We start from the raw sequence: 24696 nt of genomic DNA on the forward strand, positions 1-24696 counted from the left end.
TCTAATAAAGATTACCAAGTTCAGAGAGTGAGCGATAGCCACCCTTTTAACAATCACAATCCTTCTTCTTCGTCAGCTTCCTCGCCTATCAGTGGAGCCTGCGAACTATGACGTACATGAAGCACAAAAACAGTATCTTCTCGAATAGCAAACAAAATTCGGTACTTATTTCTGGACTTACCATAAATAAGTTGACGGATTTCTTCAGAAAGTGCATCATTTTCTGTAGCTAAAGCGCAACGTAGAGGCTTTTCTTGCAGAGTCGCAATAGTATCCATCAACTCCCGAAACCATTTATCTGCATAAACTGGGTTACGCTGTCTCAACCAAGAGTAAGCAGTATCAATTTCAGCCTTTGCAGTCTGAGTTACCCTAACTTGAAATGCCATACTTTTGTTGCATTTCTTGCTCAAATTCGCTAAGGGTAGTGGTTCTACCAGCCTCTACATCTTCAAGTCCCTGTTTAATTCCGGCGATTGCTTCTAATCTTTCCAATGCATCCAGCAATTTTTGGTAAGATTCTGCATCTTGAACCACAAGTTCGGCTTTACCATTAACTGTCAGCACTACAGGTTTGCCTGTCTGCTTCATCTGCTGTAGGAATTCCAAGGTATTGCGCTTAAAACTAGAGAGTGAATGGATGTCTCGACTGATATTTAGCATAGATTTGATTATGCATTAAACTTGCACTCAATTTAATGCTATATCGAAAGCTTCCGTCCAGTAGAAATTTGTATTGCAGGATAACAACATTGTTTATTGTTACGCCCCTACTGCGTTTTACTTGAGAAAAATCGCACATCGCGCTAGTCTTCATGGACGTAACTGCACGCTGTAACATTAAGCGATGACAAATCAACTCTCTGTGAAAATTCCCTCTTGTACTTGGAGCCGTCCTATCGGTTTAGGCTGGGACAAACCTTATACCGTCCGCTACGCAAGTAATATCGATGATGGCCCTTGGCATGGTATGCCTTTAGGTGGCTTTGGTGCAGGTTGCATCGGTCGTTCTTCACGGGGCGATTTTAACTTGTGGCACATCGATGGCGGTGAGCATACCTTCAAAAACGTTCCCGCTTGTCAATTCAGTGTGTTTGAGTCCAATAGCATATCTTCCCAAGCCTACGCTTTATCTACCCAAGCGCCCGATGATGACACTCTCAAAGCGTGGCAGTGGTATCCGACAACTCTCGCCACAGAGGGAACGGGCAATTATCACGCGCTATATCCATGTAGCTGGTTTGTGTATGAAAATGTATTTCAAGCACAGTTGACTTGTGAGCAGTTTTCCCCGATTTGGGCAGGTAATTACCAAGAAACTAGCTATCCTGTGGCAATATTCCTCTGGAATGCCTACAACCCCACAGATGCACCGATTACTCTCAGCATCATGCTCACTTGGCAAAATATGGTGGGCTGGTTTACAAACGCTCTCAAATCTCCCGAAGTGCGGGTGCGCGATGATGGTAGTCCGGTTTACGAATACCAACCGCGCTGGGGCGAAAGTCAAGGAAACTATAACCAGATAGTTGAAACTACACAACAGTTTGGTTGTGTTTTAGGTCGGGTTGGTAGTGATGCTTTGCAAGAAGGTGATGGAACTTGGTGTATTGCTACAGTTAAGCATCCCCAGGTGGAAGTATTTCACCACACTCGCTGGAATCCTGAAGGTACGGGTGATGAGGTGTGGCAAAGCTTTGCAAAAGATGGTTCTTTGCCCAATTATATAGATGCAAATCCAGTAGGAGAAGGTGAACAATTAGGGGCTGCGATCGCAATCCGCTTTACTCTCCAACCAGGTGAAACTCTCGAAATCCCCTTTGTCCTCGCTTGGGATTTGCCAATCACAGAATTTGCCGCCGGGGTTAATTATTACCGCAGATATACAGACTTTTTTGGTAAAAATGGAAACAACGCCTGGGCGATCGCATCGACTGCGCTACAAGAATACCAAAGCTGGCGATCGCAAATTCAAACTTGGCAAAAACCGATTCTCGACCGGGAAGATTTACCCAACTGGTTTAAAATGGCTCTATTTAATGAGCTTTATGACCTCACTAGCGGCGGTACTCTCTGGAGTGCAGCATCAGAACTTGACCCCATCGGTCAGTTTGCGGTGCTGGAGTGCTTAGATTACCGTTGGTATGAAAGTCTAGATGTGCGATTATACGGCTCTTTTGCCCTACTGATGCTGTTTCCAGAACTGGAAAAGTCGGTAATGCGGGCATTTGCAAGGGCGATTCCTCAAGGTGATGATACACCTCGAATAATTGGCTATTACATGACAATTAAGGCAGAAAGCCCGATCGCAGTTCGCAAAGTCGCAGGTGCAACACCCCACGATTTAGGCGCACCAAATGAACACGTTTGGGAGAAAACCAACTACACCAGCTATCAAGACTGCAATTTGTGGAAAGATTTGGGTAGCGATTTTGTCTTGCAAGTATACCGTGATTTTCTGCTCACGGGTGCTGACGATGTAGAATTCCTGGCAGATTGCTGGAGTGCGATCGTTCAAACCCTCAACTACCTGAAAACCTTTGACATTGATGGCGATGGAATTCCCGAAAATTCTGGTGCGCCTGATCAAACCTTTGATGATTGGCGGTTACAGGGTGTCAGTGCCTATTGTGGTGGGTTGTGGTTAGCGGCGCTAGAGGCTGCGATCGCAATTAGCGATCTTTTATTAACTCACAAACTTGGCGACCTTGGCGGCTTGGCGGTTCAAAAATCCATCTATGAAGCTTGGTTAAAACAATCTCGCCCCATCTACAATGAAAAACTTTGGAATGGGCAATATTACAAACTTGATAGTGAAAGTGGTTCCGATGTAGTCATGGCAGACCAATTGTGCGGACAGTTTTATGCTCGTCTGCTGGACTTACCAGATATTGTACCGAGCGATCGCGCCCTTTCTGCCCTGAAAACTGTTTATGATGCCTGCTTTTTAAAATTTTGCAATGGAGAATTTGGTGCTGCTAATGGTGTTCGTCCTGACGGTTCACCAGAAAACCCTAAAGCTACTCATCCCCTAGAAGTTTGGACGGGGATAAACTTTGGGCTAGCGGCTTTTCTTGTGCAAATGGGAATGAAAGATGAAGCCTTGAGGTTAACACAGGCTGTAGTGCAGCAAATTTATGACAATGGTCTGCAATTTCGTACCCCTGAAGCTATCACCGCAACTGGTACTTTCCGCGCTAGCACTTACTTACGGGCAATGGCAATCTGGGGAATTTACTTAGTTATTAATTGATTAGCTATCAAAATGGTTCTCGTTTTGATCAAATACACTTTGCTCTCTCTCCAAACCTTTTCTTAAAAGGAGAGAGGCTTTAAATCTTACTCACCTTCCATTGCAGAGAAGGGGCTGTTCATGTTAGGTCTGTATTCCATACAATTCAAAACCCCTGTAGTACAGCGTTTTTCAGGTAAATGAAGTACATGGGTAGGGGCACAACATTGTTGTGCCCTTATGATCATCTGTACCTCACCAAGTTTCAATCTGCCGTATATGCATTGCCAAAAGTAGCCTATCTTTATCTGAAAAAGCAGAGTCTAGATTTGTGATTTTTCGCGTGTTTCCGGAAGCGAAGGAAAATTTCAGTAATGGTAAGAGTTAAAGCATTGAGAATTTCAGACTACTCTATGCCGACTATATCTTTGTTTTAGACCGAGGTATTCTTGTTGAGCAAGGCACTCATTACAAACTCATAGCAATTGGTGGTTTTTACTAGCATTTAGCGCAACGCCATAGTATCTGTAATCTCAGCTTAAGAAATTTTTTAAATATTAAGATACATAGAAGTTACTGCTGAAGAAAATTAAAAGTATTATGTATTAATTAAATTTATATATGTTAACAGGTTTATTAATATTTTATAGACTAAAACTGCTGTGTATTTTTTATCAAAGCCACCCTACTACAATTTTAATTTAAATTGATAAAGATTAAAGCTAGTTACTTATAGTAGTTTTTGAAAATTTTAGGCTATATGTCATTACTAGCTAATGCTCATGAAGTATTCATGAGCAGTTTACAATGAATTTATTTATATACGCTGAAGTTGTAGTTCTTGTAAATCAAGAAACATCGGGATGATAAATATCGTTATTCCATTGAACCGATTAAAAAATATGTTCAATGCTATGGCTGTGAACGTTTTTAGTCTTTAGATTTTACTATTTTTAGAAGTTGTTTTACATCATAGTTAATGGTAATATTTTCTAGTGACTCGACAATAATAAAGTGTTTAAATTGAGATTGTGTGGGGGGTCAGACCCCTCATGAATTGGCAAAGGAGGACAAAAGTTAAAGTTGCACAATACGGAAGTGTATATCAAAATCGATTCAGTAAATTTAACTTATAAATCTGCTAAGTTAGTAGATGACATTAACGGCAAAAAATAGTATATATACGAATGGCGTTGTTAAAGCTCAAAGATAAATAAATTTTCTGAACTGCTCAAAAAAATAAGGAAACTTGCCGGAAATTGCTTAATTAAACAGTAATAAGAAATACAGGCGTTTTGACAGAGAAGATTTATTGAATTAGGAGTCGATAAAGTTTCAGAGAACAAAACTGCATCTATCAAGAGCTACGCCAAGACTTTTGTCCTACCATTCAAATGAGAAGACAAAAGATAAATTTTTAACTTTCACTTACTAACAGGACTGAGCAGCCAATAAATTTGATTAAAAACAATCAAGTTTTTAATCAAAGGTTAGTTCATGAAAAAATCATCAGGTCAAATGCAGTCGAAACCTCAAGCCAAGGGGACAGTTCAGCAATGAATCTACATAATTTATATCCCTATTACAAGCTAGCTTTTGCCAAAACTAGTTTACTAGGGGAGTTATCAGCCAAAATTACTAAAACTCTGCTCAACAACGCCAAGGTAAAGCTTAAACAGCAGAGAGTTTTTAGCTTGTATCTTTACCATTCACAGCTGCGGGAGCAAATCAGAGTTTAGGAAAGTTATGTACGCATCTGTTGATTGATGAATTTTGAAGCATCGTCAACATCCAACACTGCCAAATTAATTGCTGATAATTTCCCGAAAGCGATTCAACGGCTGCAAAAAAGTTAGCGCAGTTTGTATACCTCAATTGAAGCGCCAACAATCGCAGAAACTGAACTAGTTTACTTCATCCAAGATAACTAAACACTATGATGAATCAAGACATTGCTGGTATTAGTAGTAACTTAGATACAACGGTAAAGGCTCAACAATTTGACAAAGTAGTTGAAGCAATTATTGCTGGAAAGTATTCCTGGGCATGTGTTTTAATGCTGCGTTTTGCTGGTTATAATCCTCTCCATTACATTCCGTACCGTACCTACAATCGATTGCTGAAAGAAAACTCTCAAACCAGCAGAACAAAACAACAGCAAGGTGAGAATTTAAAAATGTTGAAACATGCTAATGATTCAAGACCTGCCTATCTTGAAGTAGTTGGAAAAAAAACAGAAATCCGTAATGGTAGTTTAGAACAAAAATTGGGATAGCCAATTAACGGATATCAATCAAGGAAATGGTTATTAACTCAAGATTATATCCTTGAAATGCTGTGGAGTCGATTAAAAACAATTTGGAATCAATAGATTCTGCCCTAGACTTGATTAAATATCTGAAAGCCTACCATGCTAATTTAAAATTTATAGCATGGTAGGTTTTCTATAGCAGTGATTAATGTAATATTTTTTTCGCAAATCTGCCAAAATGGCAAATATATACTGACGATATTGGTAAACTAGTAACAACTACAACTTCAAGCAAAATAGAGGTGATTAGTGGCAATCAAGTTAATTTAAAAAATAAAATCAATGATTAGTTCTAACTATGAAATGAATTAAAGTGATTACAAAAGTAGTCAGCATTTCAGGGAGTAAATAACTCCCATAACAAGACCAATGACGCAACCGTTACTACTGGTGGTTCTTTTTCCGAGGAAGTCTCAGCAAATAAAATTTGAGGAGGTGGATTCCCCCAATCCAAATTTTATACAGCTTTCATCGACTGCAGACGATGCGAGTAATACTTATAAAACTTTCTATCCTGTGGTTGGTGTTGCTTTAGTTAATAAAGCAAACGCTTAACACCAATAACAGGAACGGAAACAGAAAAGTTACGGTGAAATCGTTGTGTTGGCTGGTAGAACTAATAGGTAATACGCTTCTCTTTCAATTATTATAATCCTAGTCCTCCCAACCTGGATTATGTCTGCTTTTTAAGTTTTCAATTTATATAGCAATTACTGGAAGTTCAAAAATTGAAGAGCTTCCAGTTTTTTATACGTAAATAAAAATAGGGTGAGCAATTTGCTCACCCTATTTCTTGTAAAGAATGGTTAATCCAAAAATGAATTAAACTTTGGCTAACTCTGGGGCGGGACGCTTGCTGTTGCGAATTGATGTAATAGCTTCAGCATAATCCTTAGCGTTAAATACAGCTGAACCAGCGACAATTGCATTCGCTCCTGCTTCCAAAACTTGCCAGGTATTATTTGCCTTCAGTCCTCCATCGACTTCAATCCAAGGGTCAAGACCGCGTTCGTCACACATTTGGCGCAGCTTGCGGATTTTGGGTAATACACCAGGGATAAAGCTTTGACCACCAAAACCAGGGTTGACGCTCATAATTAGTACTAAATCGCACAAATCTAGAACATATTCAATTAGTTCTAGAGGGCTACCAGGATTAAGTACAACTCCAGCCTTCTTACCAAGCTCTTTAATTTGCCCCAAGGTACGGTGCAGATGTGGAGAAGCATTATGTTCGCAGTGTACGGTAATAATATCAGCACCTGCCTTAGCAAATCCCTCTACATACTTTTCTGGCTCCACAATCATCAAGTGGACATCCAGGGGCTTGGTTGTAACCGGACGAATCGCCTCCACAATCAGAGGGCCTATTGTAATATTAGGTACAAAACGACCGTCCATTACATCAACATGAATCCAATCTGCTCCGGCTGCGTCTACAGCGCGAATTTCGTCACCCAGACGGCTAAAATCGGCTGATAGGATAGATGGAGAAATTACAATGGGCTTTTGAGATGGGTTTTGGGTCATGGCTAGTGGGTTTTTAAGCGTCCTCGTCTGTAAGCATTGTAACAAAACATTGAGCAAGACTCATAACTTTGGATTTGGGATTTTAGATTTTAGATTTTTCCTTGAATCCCAAATCCAAAATTCAAAATTTAAAATTGAATGACCAATGACACATAACAAATGACTAAAAAACTAACCTGGATAATTTGGGGATTAAGTGCTTCTTGTCTGAGTGCGCCAGTGATTGCTTCAGCTTTAGAATCTGCTTTGGGAACTAACGGTATTGATGCTTTGAAGCTACACCAAGCTCCTTATAATTTAATCGGTCGTAAGATTGCTATTGGTCAAGTAGAGATTGGTCGGCCGGGTATGTTTGGGTGGGATAAGGCGGTGTCTAAAAATCGCGCTATATCTTTAGCGGGAATATTCTTACGCAATGGGCCAGCTAAGTCTAATACCGGTGTTGACCCTCACGCCTACAATGTTGCTGGTGTGATGGTAAGTCAAGACAAAGCTCTGCCGGGAATTGCTCCGGGAGCGAGATTGTATTCGTCTGCGGTGGGTTCCACTAAAAGCATGGGCCAGCCAGAAGAGTGTTTATCGGCGCAACACATAGCCCTACAAAATGGTGGAGATGTCCGCGCCATTAATTTTAGCTTTGGTGAACCTCTAAGCCGCGACCCTAGACCAGAGGCTGTTTTGGACGGCAATGCTTTACTAACTATGTGTATTGACTGGTCTAGCCGTGTTCATGATGTTTTGTATGCGATCGCAGGCAATCAAGGTAAAGGTGGTATTCCTATCCCTACAGATAATTTTAACGGAATGAACGTGGCTTTTTCATCCCGCAGAGGGGGAGTTTTTAATAAAGTAGACGTGGCTAATCTGGCGGGTGTTAATCAAGGAGCGACTCAAAGGCTAGCTGGCAAGGAATTTAATCTTGATGGTCGTCCCGCTATCAGTTTAGTTGCTCCTGGGAATAATATTCCTTTGCTCAATCCAGATGGCAAATTGAACAAGGTTACAGGTACTAGTTTTGCCGCCCCTCAAGTTACGGCTACCGTTGCTCTATTACAAGAATTCGCTGACCGACAAATACGGACAAAACAACCCAACTGGAGCATCGATTCTCGGCATCATCAAGTAATGAAAACTGTATTGTTAAATTCAGCAGACAAAATCCAAGATAGCGGTGATGGCTTGCGCTTGGGAATGAGCCGGACGCTAATTGATAAACAAAATCAAAGCTGGCTAGATTCTAATGCTTATAAAGATCCTAAAATTCCCTTAGATGCCCAAATGGGAGCAGGTCACTTAAATACATTTCGCGCTTATCAGCAATTGAGTGGTGGTCAATGGCAGCCATCATCTGTGGTTCCGGCTATTGGTTGGGATTATCGCCAAGTTGATGTTGGAGCGTCTGTTGATTATGTGTTAGCAAAACCTTTAAAGCAGGGAAGTTCTGTTGCTGTCACCCTGAGTTGGGATCGATTAGTGGAACTCAACGATAAAAATAAAAACCAACAATATGATGTGGGCGAAAATTTCCGCGATCGCGGTTTAAATAATCTCGACCTATACTTAGTAAAAGCTGATGCTCAAAATTCAGACACTGGCGCTGTTTGCTCCTCAACCAGCCAAATTGATAGTGTAGAACATATTTTCTGTCCTGTTCCTGCTAATGGCAATTACAAAATCCGCGTCCAGTTTCGTCAAAAGCTCAATGAAGCAACTCAACCTTATAGTTTAGCTTGGTGGAGTGTACCCGTTAATTAAAATAGGACAGCACAACTTTTATCTATTTCAACTTACAGCGTTTTCATCTATTTGAACAACGCTATTTTATCGGGACGCATAGGTATGCGTCCCTAAAAAAGTTTGGTATTTTTTGAACTGACGAACGTGATTTTATCGAAACAGAATTCAGGAGTCAGGAGCCAGAATTCAGAATGAATTTTGTGCGACTGGCGAACGAATCAAGGGGTTTAAGATCCCCACTAAACCGTTCGCGCAGCGTCTCTGAAAGAGAAGATTTAGTGGTCTTCAATCAGTGGCGGGTCTGAATCCCCCACTGATTGATTCTGACTCCTGAATTCTGACTTCTGAATTCTTCTTCAACTTTAAAAACTAATAGCAGTGGTTATTTTATGATTAGGTAGTCTACAATACTGTTATTGATAAATAGAAAATTTCCTCAAAATTGAGATTTTTCATCATTTGTCTGCATAGCCGCCTCAATTAAGAATTACCAGCTTTAATAAGTCGCCTTCAACTCCTCTGAGCGATTAACTTGCTGTTACAAAAACTGTAACAGTCCAATTTTCTATTGGAGTAGATGCAATAGTTAATCATTGACACAGTGCCTGCGTCAATCATGAGCACAGATCGGGAATCTTTGGCAAGTGAGGTAGCAGAATGAATCGGCAAAAATTTAGTGATGCAAAAGAGAATTTTCTGCAAAGACGTTATGGTGTGAGTCTAGGCAGACGTTATGCTTTGGCAGCTGCAAGCGTTGTTTTATTCAGTGTATTGGGCTGTTCTCAAGTCGAGAGTAGCAAAAATGCCCTTGCCCAATCTAGTTTACCTCAATCAGAAACTCCATTGCAAAAAAAAACAGTCAACACTGATACAAGAATAGTTGAGTCTAGCAATAAGTTTGGCTTCAAACTATTTTCAGAAGTTCTGAAAGATGATAAAGGTGAGAAGAATGTTTTTATCTCACCTTCGAGTGTAGCGATCGCTCTCGCTATGACCTACAACGGTGCTAGCGGCTCGACTCAACAAGCAATGGCAAAAACCCTGGAATTACAGGGAATGAGTCTACCAGAAATCAACTCTTCTTACGCGGCGGCATTAAAGCAGCTTTTAGAAAATCCAGATGCGAAAGTACAACTGAGTATTGCTAACTCACTTTGGGCAAATCAAGATGTTAGCTTTGCGCCAGACTTTCTCAAGAGAACCCAGGATTTTTATCAAGCTAAAGTCAGCAATTTAAACTTTAAAGATGCCGCCGCATCTAATACTATAAATAACTGGGTAAAAGAAAATACTAAAGGTAAAATTACTAAAATAGTTGAAACGATTGAGCCAAATCAAGTGTTGTTTCTGCTTAATGCCATATATTTTAAAGGTAATTGGAGTAACGAGTTTGATAAAAGTCAAACCGCTCAATACCCTTTTTACATTACCTCTAGCAGACGAAAACAACACCCAATGATGTCACAAGAAGGTGACTATAGATATTATGAAAACGAACAATTTCAGGCAGTTAGTTTACCTTACGGTAAAGATGGGAAAATAAGTTTTTATATCTTCCTGCCCAAACAAAACTCTAATCTAAAAGGCTTCTATCAAGACTTGAATATTGGGAACTGGGAAAAATGGATGACTCAGTTCAATGAACAAAAAGGCTTTATTAGACTACCCCGTTTCAAAACAGATTACGACGTTACCCTAAATGATGCTTTGAAAACTTTAGGCATGGAAGAGGCTTTCAGCAACAAAGCTAATTTTTCTGGCATGGGTAAAAATTTTGCCATTAGCCAAGTTAAGCATAAAACTTTTGTCGAGGTTAACGAAGAAGGGACTGAAGCGGCTGCGGCTACTTCAGTGGGAATAGTAACAACATCTTTTAGAGAAGAACCAGAACCATTCCGAATGATTGTTGATCGTCCCTTCTTCTGTGCTATTAGGGATAACCAGACGGGAAACGTTTTGTTTATGGGTTCCATTATTGAACCACAATGAGGAAGCAGGAAACCTCCTGCCTCCTTAAGGTAATGTTGCTTCAGAAATGCTGAGAGTGTTTTTAGGGTCACTTTTCGGGGATTCGTTGGTTGCAACTGGTGGATTTATTTCCCCAGTGGCGCTGTCACTTGTCTCGCCAGGACGCAAGGCAGTTAAAGCGGTTTTAATCACAACAGCTGTAGGTACTGCCACAATTACACCCAATAGTCCGCCAATTCTTGCTCCTGTTAAAACTGAAATTAAAATCCAAACTGGATTTAAACCCGTAAAACTGCCTAAAATCCGTGGGGCAATTAAGTTTTCAAGAATTTGCTGTACAATCACTGCTGCTATCAAGACTCTCACACCCATTGAGAAATCTTGCAATGCTACCAATAGTGTAGTTAGAGCGATGCCCACAGAACCACCAAAGGGGACGAGAGCCATTAGACCAATAGTTAAGCCGAATAATAGACCAAATGGGACTTTCAGCCACAAAAAGGTAGGAATGAGGGCCGAGGCCATGCAGGTAGATAAAATCAACTGGGTGATGAAGAAATTTTGAAAGCTCAGGCGGACTGTTTTCGAGAAAGGATCGCGAAATTTATTAGGTAGCCACTTTACTAAACTCTCCCAAAGTTCACTTCCGTGCTGTAAAAGGTAGAAAGTCAAAACCATCGTCAAGAGGATATCTAGAAGACTAGTGACTGTAACTACCGCCAGATTTAAAACTTGTCCAGCGATCGCTTGCAGTTGTCCCTTGACGCGATCGTTGATTTGTACTACCAAAGCATCGAGGTTAATTGGTAAGCCAAAAGTCTCAGCTTTTTCGTTTAATATCATTAGCTGAGAGCGTCCAGAGTCGATCAACTCTGGTAAACGAGCCACCAGTTGTTGAGCTTGGGTAAGGGCTAAAGGAACAAGCGTAACACCCAACGCCAATAAAACTGACAAAGCCAAGAGAAATACAAGGATAGCAACTTGCTCTCGCCTAGCACCTTGATCTTCCATCCAACTCACAGGGTAGTTGAGCAGAAATGCTAAAACTGAGGCTCCGACTAAAATGACTATGAGAGAATGGAAATAATTAAAAAATACCGAAAGTGCCCAACCATTTAGAACTAGCAGTGGAACGAATAACGCGATCGCCACGATTCGCGCTATTGGTGTGAATGTTTGCCACCAGTCGAGTAGCTTGCGTGTCTGCATTTTGAGCTAATTGCGGGATAGAACTAAGTTAAATCTTTCTTTACAGCTTATTATCTCTAACTATATGAGTCTTATTCATCCTTCTAGTTTAGGAGTTAGACTAACCTTAATGAATAATTTTAAACCAAAGGCGACTGGGGACTTGGGAGAAGAGGGACAAGGGGACAAGGGGACAAGGAGAATAACCATACCCGATTCCCAATCCCCAATCCCCAAAACCCAGTTGCTTTTATATTTGATTCCGGTCATTGGGTTTTTTCCATCTTTGTGGACTCTCTATCGGGGCCAGGGTAGCCGGGAACAACTTTCTGTTAGTCGTCTGTCTATCACTTTGGCATTTACTTGGCTGTTGGGATATTTATTATTAAATACCGGAGCCGCAACTTCAGATTTTTTTTCGCTACGTTTATTTATCCTGAATAGCTTTCTCACATCGGGTTACTTTTTAGTAAGTGTTTGGTTGATTTTGCGCCTGATGCAGGGCAAATCTGGACGTTTATCAGGCTTTAGTACAATAGCCGAACGAGTGTTGGGTAAGTACTTATCTTAATTTTTTAGAATGATAATTTTTCAGTAGTTTTACCTATTTTCTAAAAAATTACGACTGATTTATCTATATATCTAGTCAAATCCAGTTTATTATTGCCATACTTCAGTAAAACATCTCTAGGTTGGCCCAAAAGAAGGAAAATTGCTGCTATAAGTGTTGTGGTTGACACTACATTAAAAAAGTTAGCACTGATAATTAAGAGTTAGTTATTATGGGTTGATTTGTCTGGATGTTTTGAGTCTGCAAATTTACCGAATTTGATTATTTATTGAGTAAGTGTGAGGAAGTCTGTGACCATTCAAAGAAGTTCGGCAGAAGAAAACCAATCGGGAAGAGCGTCAAAGCCCAATAAAAAAATTTCCCTAAACTCGAAATCTGGACGTTGGCTGTGGTTTTGGGTAGGGATGAGCGGGATTGCAATGGTGTCAGCAACAGCAGGGGCACTTTTGGCGGTATCTTTAACCAGTACGCCTTTGCAACAAGCCCAGCTCAGTCCACAAGAAGAGGCAGCATTTGATGGCGATCGCATTTCTGGAGGTGTAATGCGATTTTCAGAATTAACTCGCCCAGTCAATCTCTTAGTTATGGGGATGAGCGTACTTCCCCCAGATGTCCAAAACCCCCCTGAAGAAAGTAAAAACCTCAGATATCTGCCCCAAGTAAACTCCTTTGATGGTCTTGCCGATGTGATGCTCTTGGTCAAATTTGATCCAGAGACGAAAAAAATAGTTATGCTTTCTGTTCCCAGAGATACCCGTACAGAAATAGAGGGGTATGGGGTGAGAAAAATTAATGCCGCCAATATGGAAGGTGGGCCAGCTTTAACTGCTAGAACCGTCAGTAATCTCTTAGGTGGGGCGGGAATTGATCGCTATGTGCGAATTAACGTTTTGGGAGTTGGCAAGCTGATCGATGCTTTAGGAGGCGTAACAGTCTACGTCCCCAAAGATATGAAGTATCAAGATGATTCTCAGCATTTGTACATCAATTTGAAGGCGGGTAAGCAGCATCTCAACGGCGAACAAACACTTCAATTGTTGCGGTTTCGTCATGACGAACTCGGTGATATTGGTCGGATTCAACGCCAGCAAATGGTCATGCGGGCTTTGATGGATCAAACACTCAACCCAGCTACTGTTGCTCAATTACCTAAAGTTTTGGATGTAGTTAAAGACCACATTGATACCAATTTGACGGTTGAAGAATTAGTGGCGTTAACGGGTTTTGGGGTGCGGACAAATCGCTCTAATATGCAAATGTTAATGCTGCCAGGCCGCTTTAGCGAGAAGAGTGAGTATGATGCTAGCTATTGGTTGCCAAACAAAAATGGTATCGCTAAATTGATGGCTCAACACTTTGGTTTGGAATCAGAACAGGAACAGGAGGCGACTAATCCCCGTTCTTTGCGTGTAGCAATTCAAGATAGTACAGGTGGCGATCGCTCTAATCTCCAACCATTGATTCAAGCCTTAGAAAAATCTGGATATCGCAATATTTATATAGCTAAATCATGGGGTGAACCTTTAGATGTAACTCACATTGTCGCCCAGCAAGGAGATGGTGACAGTGCCGAATCAATTCGTGAAACTTTGGGATTTGGCGAAGTGCGTGTGGAAAGTACTGGCAACCTTGGCTCAGATATCAGTATTCAAGTAGGCCAGGATTGGTTGCAACAAAAATCTGTTTTGGAGGAGTTGCTGACCAAATAATTACTAATTCGTAATTCGTAATTCGTAATTAATTACACTGGGACAAATGCTGCTGAAAGGGAATTTACTGATTGACTGAGTTCTTGGAGTTTAGCTGCTACCACACCATTGGTTAATAATTCTTTTGCCTTAGCTAAACCCTCTGGCATATCTGAACAAATACCACTGCGCCATAGATAAAATCCACCATTCCACAAGGCTGTTTGCATTAGTTCACTTGGTTTACCTGCTAAAATATCCTGAATATCTGCCACCAATTCTTCAGTAGTTCCAAGGGGTACGTTTTTGGTAGTAAAGCCGTAATCACGCGGTACAAGGTGCAATCTTTCTACCTCTTGGGATGCTACGGATGAAGATAAGCTGATAATTGCAGTGCGATCGCGCGGTAAGTCACAACTACCTTCTAACCCTTTCACTAATGTAAATTTTGTTACTCCCCGCAGTCCCAGAGCTATCTTAAACATCCCTTCTGTTGGCGGATGAACAAACCCAGAAATTACGTGAGCATCTCCAGCATAAGGACACCAAATTAGCTCCATTGTTGCCAATGGCGGACGTTTGCCAAGTTGGTCGCGGTACTCCCAAATACTGTTAGTTAGGGGAAAATGCTGAGGGAGATAAATAAAGCCGATTCCCGTTTGCTCAAAAACTTGTTGGGTTTTTGCTAGTGGTAGGTTAGTCCAATCGACTCCTAAACCTTGCCAAATATCGATTAGGGGTAAGCCGTACTTGGTTGGAAGGCGATCGCCACCGTGCATTATCACTGGTTGTCCAACTGCGGCCAGTAGTAAAGCTGTTACCGGACTAATGGGTGCTGTGCGGGTTCTGCCATCATAAGGGATACCAAGAGCGATCGCAGTTCGCCCAGAATCGAATGGTTGCAATTTTGGCCCCAATTCATCATAAGCATCCAACATTCCTGCTAACTCTTCCCCCGTAGGACGCTTGATTCGATGAGCAATCAAAAATGCTCCGATTTGGGCTGGTGTCGCTTCACCCAGCAGTATCATTTTAGTAGCGCTGGCTGCTTCGGCGCGAGTTAAATTTTCGCCTGTGTGGTTTCCGCTACCTACTTTTTTCAGTAATTCCCTAAATATATTACTCATTTGTGTTTTGTCCTTTGTCATTTGTCCATTGTCCTTTGTGAAAATGACTAATGACACTCATGAAGCCGATCGCTGCTGGTCAATTTTTAATGGAATATTTTCGCGCACTAGTTGCCAAAAGTGCTTGATGGGGGGAATTTGTAATCGGTCTTGAGTTGTTACCATAACTACCCGCCGAGTCAAACTAGAACCATCCACTAAACCGCTAGTATTATTGTTCTCTAAGGAACGAATCGCTAGGGTAGGGTCAAGACGTGCTTCCAGTAATGCTGATTGAGGTAGTAAAGCGATTAGTTCTCCTTGGCGCACCACTCCCCGAAAGGCATCCAAGGTATTTACCTCTAAAACCGCCTGGAGTGTTGCTTCCATTCGTTCAAATCTATCTTGTATTAAGCGCTGCATCCCATAACCATCTTTAAAAACCACTTGGGGATAACGAATTAGCTCCGACCAAGGGACGAATTCATATTTTGCCAGGGGATGATTGGCTGCGGTTAAAATTTCTATTGGTTCATCATAAAGTACTTCTACTAACATTTCTCTGCCAGTGGTCAAAAAGCGATTATTCATCACAATTGCTAAATCCACCAATCCATCTTTGAGGACTTTCAGGGCGCGATCGCTTCCTAATGAAGTCACCCGCAATTGCACATCTGGATAAGCATGACAGAATTTTTGCAACACTGGCGGTAAGTAAGATCCACATAATGAGTGAATCACAGCAATGCAAAGTTCTGGTTGCTTTCCGGCGATTAAATCAGCTAATTCTTGTGTAGCTGTCTCCCATTCTTGGCAAATTTTACGGACACGGGGTAGTAAACATTCACCTCCCAGCGTTAATTTTGCATGAGTAGTTCTATGAAAAAGTTCTACACCCAAATCTGCTTCCAATGCTTGGATTTGGCGGCTAATCGTTGATTGGGTAACACCAGATGTTCGCGCTGCTTGTTGAAAGCTGCCGGTTTGTGCGATCGCTAGAAAGGCTTGCAACTGCTCTAGGCGCATTTTTATGTAGCCTGAATTACATTTATAGCTTTCACTAAGTTAACGGTTTATTCTCCGCAATTTAGTATAGTTAGTTACAGTAATTTTCCTGTGATTTACATTTGTATAAATCGGGTTTTACCTGTCACATCATAAACTATCCGCTTTGCATAAGTCTTTTTTGGTGAATTCCGCCAAAAAAACTTATGCAATATATGAAATTTTAAATTCATCACATTATGAGGTTTGAGCAAATATTTTGAATACTTTAGTCTGTAGAACTTTTGTATTCAAAATACTAATCTTTTTCTTCATGCAGCCCAGTAAACTAGACCAAATTTTAGGACTAGAACTACAGCGTCGTCGTACAGAAAAAGGTTGGTCACAGGAGTATCTTGCAGAAGTCACAGGTCTGCACAGGACTTATATCAGCCAGCTTGAACGAGGGCTAAAAAGTCCATCTGTTAGGGTTCTTAGCCATATCACCAAGGCTTTGGGTATGACAATGAGTGAATTTTTACAACCTGTAGAGGAATCCCTGAGTGTTGACGGACAGCGAGATTGAAAGATTAAGGCAAGCCATTATTGCGACTATTGCATCTCCAGTCATAGGGTCGATAGAAGATTACACATGGGAAGCAATTTTTCATTATGTTAAAGATATTCCTCTGTCAGACCCTGCTCTGGGACGCAGCAAGCTTCTCTATGATGCTGTTGACTTGGTGACTAAAACTGGTTGGTCACTTAAATCTCTCCAATTAAATAGCTTTAACTTCGGAAGTTCATTTTTGTTTGTCATTCAGAGAGCAGATATCATCAAGAAGTCTATCCAATTGGGTTTTCCTGGTTTAACAGAGCAATCCTCGCCTAATGAGCTTGGAGCAGCCATTATCCAACATTGGAACGAAAAGATTATTTTGAGTCAGGCAGCACAGGGCGTTGTAAATAGTTATGAAAGCATATTACTCAAAACTATCAAAGGTTATGAGTATATTTACTGCGAGTTTCCACTTAATCCTCTTGACCCAAATATATTTTCTTGGGCTTGGACAGTAGATAAAATTACTGGGAGATCAGGGGCAGGACTACAAGGAAGCATTGCAGGCAAAATAGAACTGGTTTGGTACAAAAATCAGAAACAACTTTTCAGAGCTAGAACTATTCCTGAACAGGCAGTTCGTATTACAGTTGAAAGAGTTCGTCTTACACTTGAGCGATATGTAATGACAGTTCTCTCTGCTTTGGAAGATCAAATCAATACTCAGTTTTCTGAGGATGAGCCTGAAGAATAGATGAAGCTATCACTTTACCTAGTAATGGAGGTACAGATTCACCAATTTGAGAAGCCATATCATTATATGTTCCTAAAAAGTGAAAATTATCTGGATAAGAATGTAATCTTGCAGCTTCGCGTATTGTAATTGTTCGATCTTGATTAGGATGGAAAAACCTACCTGATCCAGGATGAAAAACCCATCTCGTGATTGTTCTGGCTGGCTTATCCCAGTAAAGTCTCCCGTATGCGCCACTGTAGTGTTTCTTGGGAGCTAATTCACAAGGTAAGTCCCTAGCATCTTGTCCTTCACGAAGTGCGCGTGCCCTCGACAATTGAATTGGAGTCAAAGCACGAGCAACATGATTAACAATTTTCGTGCTTTGATTTCGCATCATCGCTTGATATGTAGTTTGTGGAGCATCAGGATAAACTTCAGCGTTATAGTCTTGTCCTGCATCAAGTGGTGGCAAGTCTCCAATTGCATCTTTGACTGTGACAATTGGAGAAATATTTGCTTCTAACAAATTAAGCTGAGTACAAGACTTCGGAGTTCTATAGTCACTCCTAGTATCACCAAAATGTGTTGCTTCAGGAAAATGAAGAGAACGATCCAAACTAGCTAGAAAAAAAGCTCTGGATCTTGTTTGTGGTATTCCATAATGTGCAGCATTTAATGATGAAGAGACAACTTTATAGCCTAATGATTCAAGCTTTTCTGTTATTTCTTCCCTAATTACGCCATTGTAAGCTTTCAAAATTTCGGGGACGTTCTCCATTACGGCGTAAAGGGGCCTAAACTCCTCTACGAATTCTAAAAAGGTTTGGTATAGCTTGTTACGGGAATCGTTGAGGTAGCGATCGCCAGCAGGAATATTTCTTGAAAATCCCTGACATGGAGGGCCACCAATCAAGGCTGTTAGTTTTTCTCGCTGTAAGCCCAACGCTAATCGTAAGTCACAAGGGCTAATTTTACATATATCCTGATGAATGATTTTAGTGTCTTGGTAATTGTGCTTGTAGGTTGCCAAGGCTTTTGCATTTACATCTATTGCACATAGAGATTCAAAGCCTACCATGTGAAATCCTGTAGTCAAACCACCTGCACCAGCAAATAAATCAATAATCTTGTGTGTCATTATCGAATACTATAGTCTTCATAAAATATCGTCAAGCAACTTCCTAACTTCTGCTGCATTTAATCTTGGAAATTTCAGCAATTGCGATCCTTGTGTTCTCACCAGCCTGGTAAATTTAACAGAAATGTGGGTTCACTCCCTCTAACTCTCCATCATCTTTGAGAGAATTTACCACTCAGCCAAAGCGATCGCTATTCCTTGTTGCAAATCTGGTGTGAGTGCAGCATTATTTACTAATTGCTGCAATTTTTGATGTGCAACTTCCCCATCCAGATTTTTGAGTGCAGCGATCGCATGTAGTCTCACCGACGCATTAGAATCAGCTAGCAGCGAAATCAATGGTTCAATAGCCTGTATCTCACCTAACTGTCCTAAAGATAAAGCGATCGCACTTTTTACATTAGCAATCTCTGTAGCTGGATGTTGCAATCGCTGTATTTGCAATAATATTTCTGCGGCTTGCGTAGTTTGCGGCTTTTGGACTCGCCCCAAAACAGTGACAATTTCTTGCCAAAGTGTCTCTGAAGTGATTTGATTAAAGGCTATTTGCAAATATTCTAAACTAGATGTTGTACCCACCCAACTTAAAGCGCGGATAGTTTCTAATTGCAGCTTTGTTGGTGTCTGAGGTGAAATCAACAAATTAAATAAATGTTTTGCAGCGTCATTACAACCCATCCGAGAAAGGGAAACTGCGGCTGCACAACAAACATCAAGGTTAAAGTCGTAAAGCTTGGGTTGCAATCTCGTCAACAAATCTAATGCTTCGCGTAAGTCGGGGCGAAAACCTAAACCAAGGACTGCTGCACGCCTAACTGTAGCAGCAATATCATCCAAGGCGTTTAACAAGATTGGTGGTATACGTTCGTCATGAAAACTGCTGAGGGCTTCAATTGCAGCAGTGCGGATTGTTGCTTGTGGATCTTGCACTACACTCAACAACGGTGTGATGGTTTCTGTTTGGGGAATACAGGAAAGCGATCGCACTGCTAAAAGTCGTGTATCTTCATCTAATAAAAGTTCAGAAAGTGCAGCGATCGCAACAGTACCCATTTGCCCTATTGCTGTAGCTGCGATCGCTTTGAGTTCTTCATCCTCATCAGTTTTCAACAATTCAACCAAGGGTGCGATCGCTTCTGGCTGCTGGAATTCGCCTAAAGTCCGTGCTGCATACCAACGTAATTCTTCTTCTGCATCTTCATCTTCTAAGATGTCGATGAGTGGTGGGATGGCAATATTTCCCAAGTGAGTCAACACCTTGGTGATTTCCCAGCGTTGCTGAAAATCTCCCATTTCTAAAATTGAAAGTGCTAACGTCAGCAGATATTCTCGATTTTTAACTATCTCTGGATGCTCAGAATCTGTCGCTAAAATTAATTGTTGTAAATATTGAATTAATGATGACCAATCAGCTGCATTGTATGCTGTCTGGGCTTTCACCAAAAGCTGGTTGATATTATTCACGATACCCTGAATTATATTGTTTAAGTTGGCTTGACTACAACTGAATTACTTTCAATTTTAACGGCGTAAGTTTTAAGCGCTTCTGTCGCTGGCCCTTTTAGCAGTTTCCCGTCAACACCAAATTCCGAACCATGACAGGGACAAGCGAATTTTTTTGCCTCAGCTTTCCATTCTACGGTGCAACCTGCGTGAGTACAGGTTGGGTTAACGGCTGTCATTGCGGCTTTAGATGTGCCGACTACCAACACAGGCCCAGCAGGTGAGTCTTTAGCCAGTAATTGACCAGTTTTATCTAATTCTGCCGAAGTTCCTACTGTTTGCCAATCTCCAGTTGCGGAAGTTGTTTGAGAAGAACAAGCTGCGATCGCTACAGGTAGAGAACTCGCTATTAAACCTAAACCTACCCAATTAATAAAATCACGACGTTTCATAAGTGCCACTCAATTTTTGATTTTAGATTTTGGATTTTGGATTAATCTATGGCAATCCAAAACCCTTAGATCATGTCAAACACTCTTTATCAAGTGCTTTAAGTGGCTCATTAGCCGCCCATGATGCAAAAAATGCATATTATGTATCCATTTTCAGCAATTTTACCAAAAAATCGTAGCAATTTATACGATTTTAACAGAAATCTCGTCTTAAGTTATGAGTATCGAAATTGTTACATGAACATTATCTAAACCTGCTTGACAATTTCCAAGATGTATATGGAGACAAGTTTTCCTTAACTAAACACGGATTTGAAATTCCACGTCGGAATACTTTTGAGTAACAATAATCAGCCGTAATCGAATATTAAATTTTTATTCCCTAACCCTCGTAGATACACCACCTAATGGAACTACGGGTTGATTGATATTGAGCAATTAGCAGCAAAAATTCTCACGAGAGTCAGCCTCATGACAGACACAACAACTAACACTACTAGCCTCAATAAATTCGAGAAATTCAAGGCGCAAAAAGATGGACTCGCTATCAGGGATGAGATAGAGAAATTTGCCGCCTTGGGTTGGGAAGCAATGGACGAAACAGACCGCGATCATCGACTCAAGTGGGTAGGCGTGTTTTTTCGCCCAGTTACCCCAGGTAAGTTTATGATGCGGTTACGGATGCCTAACGGTATTCTTAACAGCAGTCAGATGAGTGTTTTAGCCCAAGTGGTGCAACGTTACGGAGATGATGGCTGCGCCGATATTACCACCAGACAGAATATCCAATTACGGGGAATCAGAATTGAAGATTTACCAGATATCTTTAATAGATTTCACGCAGTTGGTTTAACCAGTGTCCAGTCAGGGATGGATAACATCCGCAACATTACAGGCGATCCGGTGGCGGGGTTAGATGCAGATGAGTTGTACGACACACGAGAGTTAGTACAGCAAATTCAAGATATGCTGACCAACAAAGGCGAAGGGAACCCAGAGTTTAGCAACTTACCACGGAAGTTTAATATTGCGATCGCAGGTGGAAGAGACAATTCAGTTCACGCTGAAATTAACGATTTGGCTTTTGTTCCAGCATTTAAGGAAGGGACTGGGGAAAAATCTTCCCAATTCCCAATCCCCAATCCCCAGTCACCAATCTTCGGCTTCAACATCATTGTGGGTGGCTTTTTCTCAGCTAAACGTTGCGAAGCGGCGATTCCTTTGAATGCTTGGGTACTTCCCGAAGATGTGGTAAGTGTATGTAGAGCGGTTTTAGAAGTCTTTCGTGACCACGGGCCGCGTGCTAATCGGCAAAAATCCCGCTTGATGTGGCTAATTGATGAATGGGGTGTAGATAAGTTTCGAGCAGAAGTAGAAAGCCGTTTGGGTAAATCATTATTACCCGCAGCCGCAAAAGACGAGATCGACTGGGAAAAACGCGATCACATTGGGGTATATAAACAAAAGCAAGCGGGATTAAATTACGCAGGTTTAAATATTCCCGTCGGTCGGCTGTATGCCGAAGATATGTTTGAAATTGCGCGTCTAGCGGAAGTTTTCGGTAGTGGCGAAATCCGCTTTACCGTTGAGCAAAACATCGTTATCCCTAATATTGCTGACTCGCGTTTAGCAACATTTTTAACAGAGCCTATCCTAGAAAGGTTTTCTATTGATCCAGGTTTGCTGACGCGATCGCTAGTATCCTGCACAGGCGCACAATTTTGCAACTTTGCCCTCATCGAAACCAAAAACCGCGCCCTAGCAATGATTAAAGCCTTAGAAGAAGAGTTAACTTTCACCAATCCAGTCCGAATTCACTGGACAGGTTGCCCCAACTCTTGCGGACAACCCCAAGTTGCAGACATCGGCTTGATGGGAACTAAAACTCGCAAAAATGGCAAAACCTTGGAAGGTGTTGACATATATATGGGCGGCAAAGTCGGCAAAGATGCCCATTTAGGAACTTGCGTTATCAAAGGCATACCCTGCGAAGACTTGCAACCACTATTGCAAAATTTACTAATCGAAAACTTTGGGGCAAAACTCAAGCAAGAAGCTTTAGTAGTTAGTAACTGATTGGGGATTGGGGATTGGGGATTGGTTAAAACTCATACTTCAACCTTAAAGGCTCAACGTTCGAGATAAAAGCCTCAACTTCCGAGATAAAAGCCTCAACTTCCGAGATAAAAGCCTCAACGTTCGAGATAAAAGGTTCAACATTCGAGTTCAAAGGCTCAACGTTCGAGATAAAAGGTTCAACGTTCGAGTTCAAAGGCTCAACTTCCGAGTTCAAAGGCTCAACGTTCGAGATAAAAGCCTCAACTTCCGAGATAAAAGCCTCAACTTCCAAGATAAAAGGCTCAATTGTCCGTTTTATTCAATTAGAAAGATTAGAATGCTTCAAAAATTATTTTCTTTAAACGGTCGCTACCGCATCTTGCATCTGACTTGGTTCGCTTTCTTTCTATCATTTGTAGTCTGGTTTAACTTCGCCCCGTTTCAAACAGCCATTAAAGAAGCTTTTAGCTTAAGTGAAGGACAAGTTAGAACCATTGCTATTTGTAACGTAGCCCTGACTGTGCCAGCCCGCATCATCATCGGCATGGTTTTAGACAAATATGGGCCAAGAATTACTTACTCAATCTTGCTGATGTATGCTGCTATTCCCTGTCTGGCTTTTGCATTCGCGCAGAACTTCAGCCAGTTAATCATCAGTCGGTTGGCATTAAGTATAGTAGGTGCTGGTTTTGTAATTGGTATTCGGATGGTTGCTGAATGGTTTCCTCCGAAAGAAATTGGTATCGCAGAGGGGATTTATGGTGGCTGGGGCAATTTTGGTTCAGCAGGTGCGGCTTTTACCTTACCTTCAATAGCGGCATTAACAGCTTTTTTTGCTGCTGGTCAACTTAATTGGCGACTAGCGATCGCTTTAACTGGGATAATAGCCGCTATCTATGGAGTAATCTATTTCTTCAACGTTCAAGATACTCCCTCTGGCAAAGTTTATCAGCGTCCCTCTCGTCACGGTGGCATAGAAGTTACCAGCAAGAAAAGCTTTTGGCTACTGATGTTGACTAATATTCCCTTAGTTGGCATCTTAGCCCTGCTAGCTTGGCGCATCTCTCAAATTGGTTTACTCTCTCCAACTCAGTTAGTTATTGTCTATCTATTGTTAATTGGTCTGTACGTCTTCCAAGCCTATAAATGCTGGTACGTAAATCAAGACTTGATGATTGGTAAAAAACAATATGCCCCTAAAGACCGCTATGAATTTTCTCAGGTAGCAATCCTAGAACTAACTTACTTCGTCAACTTTGGTTCAGAATTAGCAGTTGTTTCCATGCTACCGGCATTTTTTGAGTCAACTTTCACTCTCAGCAAAGTGTTGGCAGGAATGATTGCTGCTAGTTACGCATTCATGAACTTATTTGCACGTCCCGGCGGTGGTTGGGTATCTGATACAGTAGGTAGCCGCAAATGGACAATGACCATACTAACTGGTGGCATGGGTCTTGCTTATTTAATGATGAGCGGTGTTAGTAGTAATTGGTGGTTGCCTATAGCGATTATGTTGACTATGGCTTGTTCATTTTTTGTCCAAGCTGGGGAAGGTTCTACTTTTGCAATTGTGCCTTTGGTGAAGCGGCGGATTACTGGTCAGATTGCTGGCAACGTTGGTGCTTATGGCAACGTAGGAGCCGTAGCTTACCTGACTTTATATAGTTTTTTACCACCGGGTGACATTGGTAATCAAATCTTTTTTCAAACTCTCGGTGTTACTGCGTTGATTGTTACTTTCCTTTGTGCCTTCTTGCTTAAAGAACCTAAAGGCTCATTTGCAGAACACCATGAGGGCGATGAACCAGAACTGACAGTAGAAAAAAGCTTCACCGTTTTCACTGGCGAAGAGAAGTATTCATTGAGCATTGAGCCTGGAGAAGAAACAAGATAAGGGACTTCCAAATAAATAAATATCCCATCGCTTTTAAGGCAGGGGGCAGGGGGCAGGGGGCAGGGGGCAGGGAGCAGGGGGAGAGAAAGTCGTTTTGATGG

The 24696-nt window shown here is 41.3% G+C and carries 20 protein-coding genes and 1 pseudogene; 11 read left to right on the forward strand and 10 right to left on the reverse strand.

Annotated features, from left to right (window positions below; genetic code table 11):
* Window positions 1–53: 53 nt before the first annotated feature.
* On the reverse strand, window positions 54–389 hold the full coding sequence (locus VB732_RS09455; protein WP_323230571.1) for a type II toxin-antitoxin system RelE/ParE family toxin: 336 nt from the start codon (window positions 387–389) through the stop codon (window positions 54–56).
* A complete protein-coding gene (locus VB732_RS09460) occupies window positions 373–663 on the reverse strand; it encodes a type II toxin-antitoxin system Phd/YefM family antitoxin (protein WP_323230572.1) in 291 nt (96 codons plus the stop codon). Before VB732_RS09460 ends, VB732_RS09455 begins: the two co-directional genes overlap by 17 nt.
* Before the next feature lie 184 nt (window positions 664–847).
* Here VB732_RS09460 and VB732_RS09465 point away from each other — a divergent pair, with 184 nt between their 5' ends.
* The 3 genes and pseudogenes from VB732_RS09465 to VB732_RS09475 form a co-directional block, all read left to right on the forward strand.
* Window positions 848–3253, forward strand: coding sequence for a GH116 family glycosyl hydrolase (locus VB732_RS09465; RefSeq protein WP_323230573.1), 2406 nt, complete (start codon window positions 848–850; stop codon window positions 3251–3253).
* Between the two features lie 1535 nt (window positions 3254–4788).
* Window positions 4789–4971, forward strand: a complete 183-nt coding sequence (locus VB732_RS09470; protein ID WP_323230574.1) for a hypothetical protein — start codon at window positions 4789–4791, stop codon at window positions 4969–4971.
* A 200-nt stretch (window positions 4972–5171) separates the two neighbouring features.
* Window positions 5172–5504, forward strand: a pseudogene (locus VB732_RS09475) (HetP family heterocyst commitment protein); the annotation flags it as partial.
* Window positions 5505–6365: 861 nt separating this feature from the next.
* Here the strand turns inward: VB732_RS09475 and rpe are convergent.
* Complete coding sequence (gene rpe, locus VB732_RS09480; RefSeq protein ID WP_323230577.1) at window positions 6366–7073, reverse strand: ribulose-phosphate 3-epimerase; 708 nt, start codon at window positions 7071–7073, stop codon at window positions 6366–6368.
* A 159-nt stretch (window positions 7074–7232) separates the two neighbouring features.
* On the opposite strand from rpe, the gene VB732_RS09485 reads away from it, so the two are divergent.
* Entirely contained in the window at window positions 7233–8828 is a 1596-nt protein-coding gene (locus tag VB732_RS09485) for a S8 family serine peptidase (RefSeq protein ID WP_323230578.1), read from the forward strand.
* A 639-nt stretch (window positions 8829–9467) separates the two neighbouring features.
* Window positions 9468–10799 (forward strand): serpin family protein, encoded by a 1332-nt coding sequence (locus tag VB732_RS09490; protein ID WP_323230579.1) that lies wholly within the window; start codon window positions 9468–9470, stop codon window positions 10797–10799.
* 24 nt (window positions 10800–10823) lie between these two features.
* On the opposite strand, the gene VB732_RS09495 is transcribed toward VB732_RS09490, so the two are convergent.
* Window positions 10824–11987, reverse strand: coding sequence for an AI-2E family transporter (locus VB732_RS09495; RefSeq protein ID WP_323230580.1), 1164 nt, complete (start codon window positions 11985–11987; stop codon window positions 10824–10826).
* 64 nt (window positions 11988–12051) lie between these two features.
* Here VB732_RS09495 and VB732_RS09500 point away from each other — a divergent pair, with 64 nt between their 5' ends.
* Together VB732_RS09500 and VB732_RS09505 are read left to right on the forward strand one after the other, a co-directional pair.
* Window positions 12052–12537, forward strand: a complete 486-nt coding sequence (locus VB732_RS09500; protein WP_323230581.1) for a hypothetical protein — start codon at window positions 12052–12054, stop codon at window positions 12535–12537.
* 290 nt (window positions 12538–12827) lie between these two features.
* Window positions 12828–14246 (forward strand): LCP family protein, encoded by a 1419-nt coding sequence (locus tag VB732_RS09505; protein WP_323230582.1) that lies wholly within the window; start codon window positions 12828–12830, stop codon window positions 14244–14246.
* Window positions 14247–14278: 32 nt separating this feature from the next.
* Here VB732_RS09505 and VB732_RS09510 read toward each other — a convergent pair whose 3' ends face one another.
* Both VB732_RS09510 and VB732_RS09515 read right to left on the reverse strand, forming a co-directional pair.
* Window positions 14279–15352, reverse strand: coding sequence for an anthranilate phosphoribosyltransferase family protein (locus VB732_RS09510; protein WP_323230700.1), 1074 nt, complete (start codon window positions 15350–15352; stop codon window positions 14279–14281).
* Between the two features lie 57 nt (window positions 15353–15409).
* Entirely contained in the window at window positions 15410–16357 is a 948-nt protein-coding gene (locus VB732_RS09515; RefSeq protein WP_323230583.1) for a LysR family transcriptional regulator, read from the reverse strand.
* Between the two features lie 292 nt (window positions 16358–16649).
* Here VB732_RS09515 and VB732_RS09520 point away from each other — a divergent pair, with 292 nt between their 5' ends.
* A complete protein-coding gene (locus VB732_RS09520) occupies window positions 16650–16901 on the forward strand; it encodes a helix-turn-helix domain-containing protein (protein WP_012408240.1) in 252 nt (83 codons plus the stop codon).
* Window positions 16879–17628 carry a hypothetical protein gene (locus VB732_RS09525; protein ID WP_323230584.1) on the forward strand — a complete coding sequence of 250 codons (750 nt, stop codon included), beginning with the start codon at window positions 16879–16881 and terminating at the stop codon, window positions 17626–17628. Before VB732_RS09520 ends, VB732_RS09525 begins: the two co-directional genes overlap by 23 nt.
* Here the strand turns inward: VB732_RS09525 and VB732_RS09530 are convergent.
* From VB732_RS09530 to VB732_RS09540, 3 genes are all read right to left on the reverse strand, one after another.
* On the reverse strand, window positions 17591–18748 hold the full coding sequence (locus VB732_RS09530; protein WP_323230585.1) for a DNA cytosine methyltransferase: 1158 nt from the start codon (window positions 18746–18748) through the stop codon (window positions 17591–17593). The two genes, VB732_RS09525 and VB732_RS09530, sit on opposite strands and share 38 nt — an antisense overlap.
* A gap of 168 nt (window positions 18749–18916) precedes the next feature.
* Window positions 18917–20215 carry a HEAT repeat domain-containing protein gene (locus VB732_RS09535; RefSeq protein ID WP_323230701.1) on the reverse strand — a complete coding sequence of 433 codons (1299 nt, stop codon included), beginning with the start codon at window positions 20213–20215 and terminating at the stop codon, window positions 18917–18919.
* A gap of 17 nt (window positions 20216–20232) precedes the next feature.
* On the reverse strand, window positions 20233–20643 hold the full coding sequence (locus VB732_RS09540; protein ID WP_323230586.1) for a ubiquinol-cytochrome c reductase iron-sulfur subunit: 411 nt from the start codon (window positions 20641–20643) through the stop codon (window positions 20233–20235).
* Between the two features lie 471 nt (window positions 20644–21114).
* On the opposite strand from VB732_RS09540, the gene VB732_RS09545 reads away from it, so the two are divergent.
* Entirely contained in the window at window positions 21115–22719 is a 1605-nt protein-coding gene (locus VB732_RS09545; RefSeq protein ID WP_323230587.1) for a ferredoxin--nitrite reductase, read from the forward strand.
* Between the two features lie 25 nt (window positions 22720–22744).
* Here the strand turns inward: VB732_RS09545 and VB732_RS09550 are convergent, their stop codons facing one another.
* A complete protein-coding gene (locus VB732_RS09550; protein WP_323230588.1) occupies window positions 22745–22993 on the reverse strand; it encodes a hypothetical protein in 249 nt (82 codons plus the stop codon).
* Window positions 22994–23038: 45 nt separating this feature from the next.
* Here VB732_RS09550 and VB732_RS09555 point away from each other — a divergent pair, with 45 nt between their 5' ends.
* Window positions 23039–24595 (forward strand): MFS transporter, encoded by a 1557-nt coding sequence (locus tag VB732_RS09555; protein WP_323230589.1) that lies wholly within the window; start codon window positions 23039–23041, stop codon window positions 24593–24595.
* Window positions 24596–24696: the final 101 nt, after the last annotated feature.

Source organism: Nostoc sp. UHCC 0252, from assembly GCF_034931145.1.
In the GTDB taxonomy this organism is placed as follows: Bacteria; Cyanobacteriota; Cyanobacteriia; order Cyanobacteriales; family Nostocaceae; genus Nostoc.

What these genes read in the sequence shown, in the direction of transcription:
- VB732_RS09485 (WP_323230578.1), top strand. Translation starts at nt 7,233, where the DNA reads ATGACTAAAAAACTAACCTGGATAATTTGGGGATTAAGTGCTTCTTGT.
- VB732_RS09470 (WP_323230574.1), top strand. Translation starts at nt 4,789, where the DNA reads ATGAATCTACATAATTTATATCCCTATTACAAGCTAGCTTTTGCCAAA.
- VB732_RS09555 (WP_323230589.1), top strand. Translation starts at nt 23,039, where the DNA reads ATGCTTCAAAAATTATTTTCTTTAAACGGTCGCTACCGCATCTTGCAT.
- VB732_RS09490 (WP_323230579.1), top strand. Translation starts at nt 9,468, where the DNA reads ATGAATCGGCAAAAATTTAGTGATGCAAAAGAGAATTTTCTGCAAAGA.
- VB732_RS09540 (WP_323230586.1), bottom strand. Translation starts at nt 20,643, where the DNA reads ATGAAACGTCGTGATTTTATTAATTGGGTAGGTTTAGGTTTAATAGCG.
- VB732_RS09460 (WP_323230572.1), bottom strand. Translation starts at nt 663, where the DNA reads ATGCTAAATATCAGTCGAGACATCCATTCACTCTCTAGTTTTAAGCGC.
- VB732_RS09520 (WP_012408240.1), top strand. Translation starts at nt 16,650, where the DNA reads ATGCAGCCCAGTAAACTAGACCAAATTTTAGGACTAGAACTACAGCGT.
- VB732_RS09500 (WP_323230581.1), top strand. Translation starts at nt 12,052, where the DNA reads ATGAGTCTTATTCATCCTTCTAGTTTAGGAGTTAGACTAACCTTAATG.
- rpe (WP_323230577.1), bottom strand. Translation starts at nt 7,073, where the DNA reads ATGACCCAAAACCCATCTCAAAAGCCCATTGTAATTTCTCCATCTATC.
- VB732_RS09545 (WP_323230587.1), top strand. Translation starts at nt 21,115, where the DNA reads ATGACAGACACAACAACTAACACTACTAGCCTCAATAAATTCGAGAAA.
- VB732_RS09530 (WP_323230585.1), bottom strand. Translation starts at nt 18,748, where the DNA reads ATGACACACAAGATTATTGATTTATTTGCTGGTGCAGGTGGTTTGACT.
- VB732_RS09495 (WP_323230580.1), bottom strand. Translation starts at nt 11,987, where the DNA reads ATGCAGACACGCAAGCTACTCGACTGGTGGCAAACATTCACACCAATA.
- VB732_RS09455 (WP_323230571.1), bottom strand. Translation starts at nt 389, where the DNA reads ATGGCATTTCAAGTTAGGGTAACTCAGACTGCAAAGGCTGAAATTGAT.
- VB732_RS09510 (WP_323230700.1), bottom strand. Translation starts at nt 15,352, where the DNA reads ATGAGTAATATATTTAGGGAATTACTGAAAAAAGTAGGTAGCGGAAAC.
- VB732_RS09465 (WP_323230573.1), top strand. Translation starts at nt 848, where the DNA reads ATGACAAATCAACTCTCTGTGAAAATTCCCTCTTGTACTTGGAGCCGT.
- VB732_RS09515 (WP_323230583.1), bottom strand. Translation starts at nt 16,357, where the DNA reads ATGCGCCTAGAGCAGTTGCAAGCCTTTCTAGCGATCGCACAAACCGGC.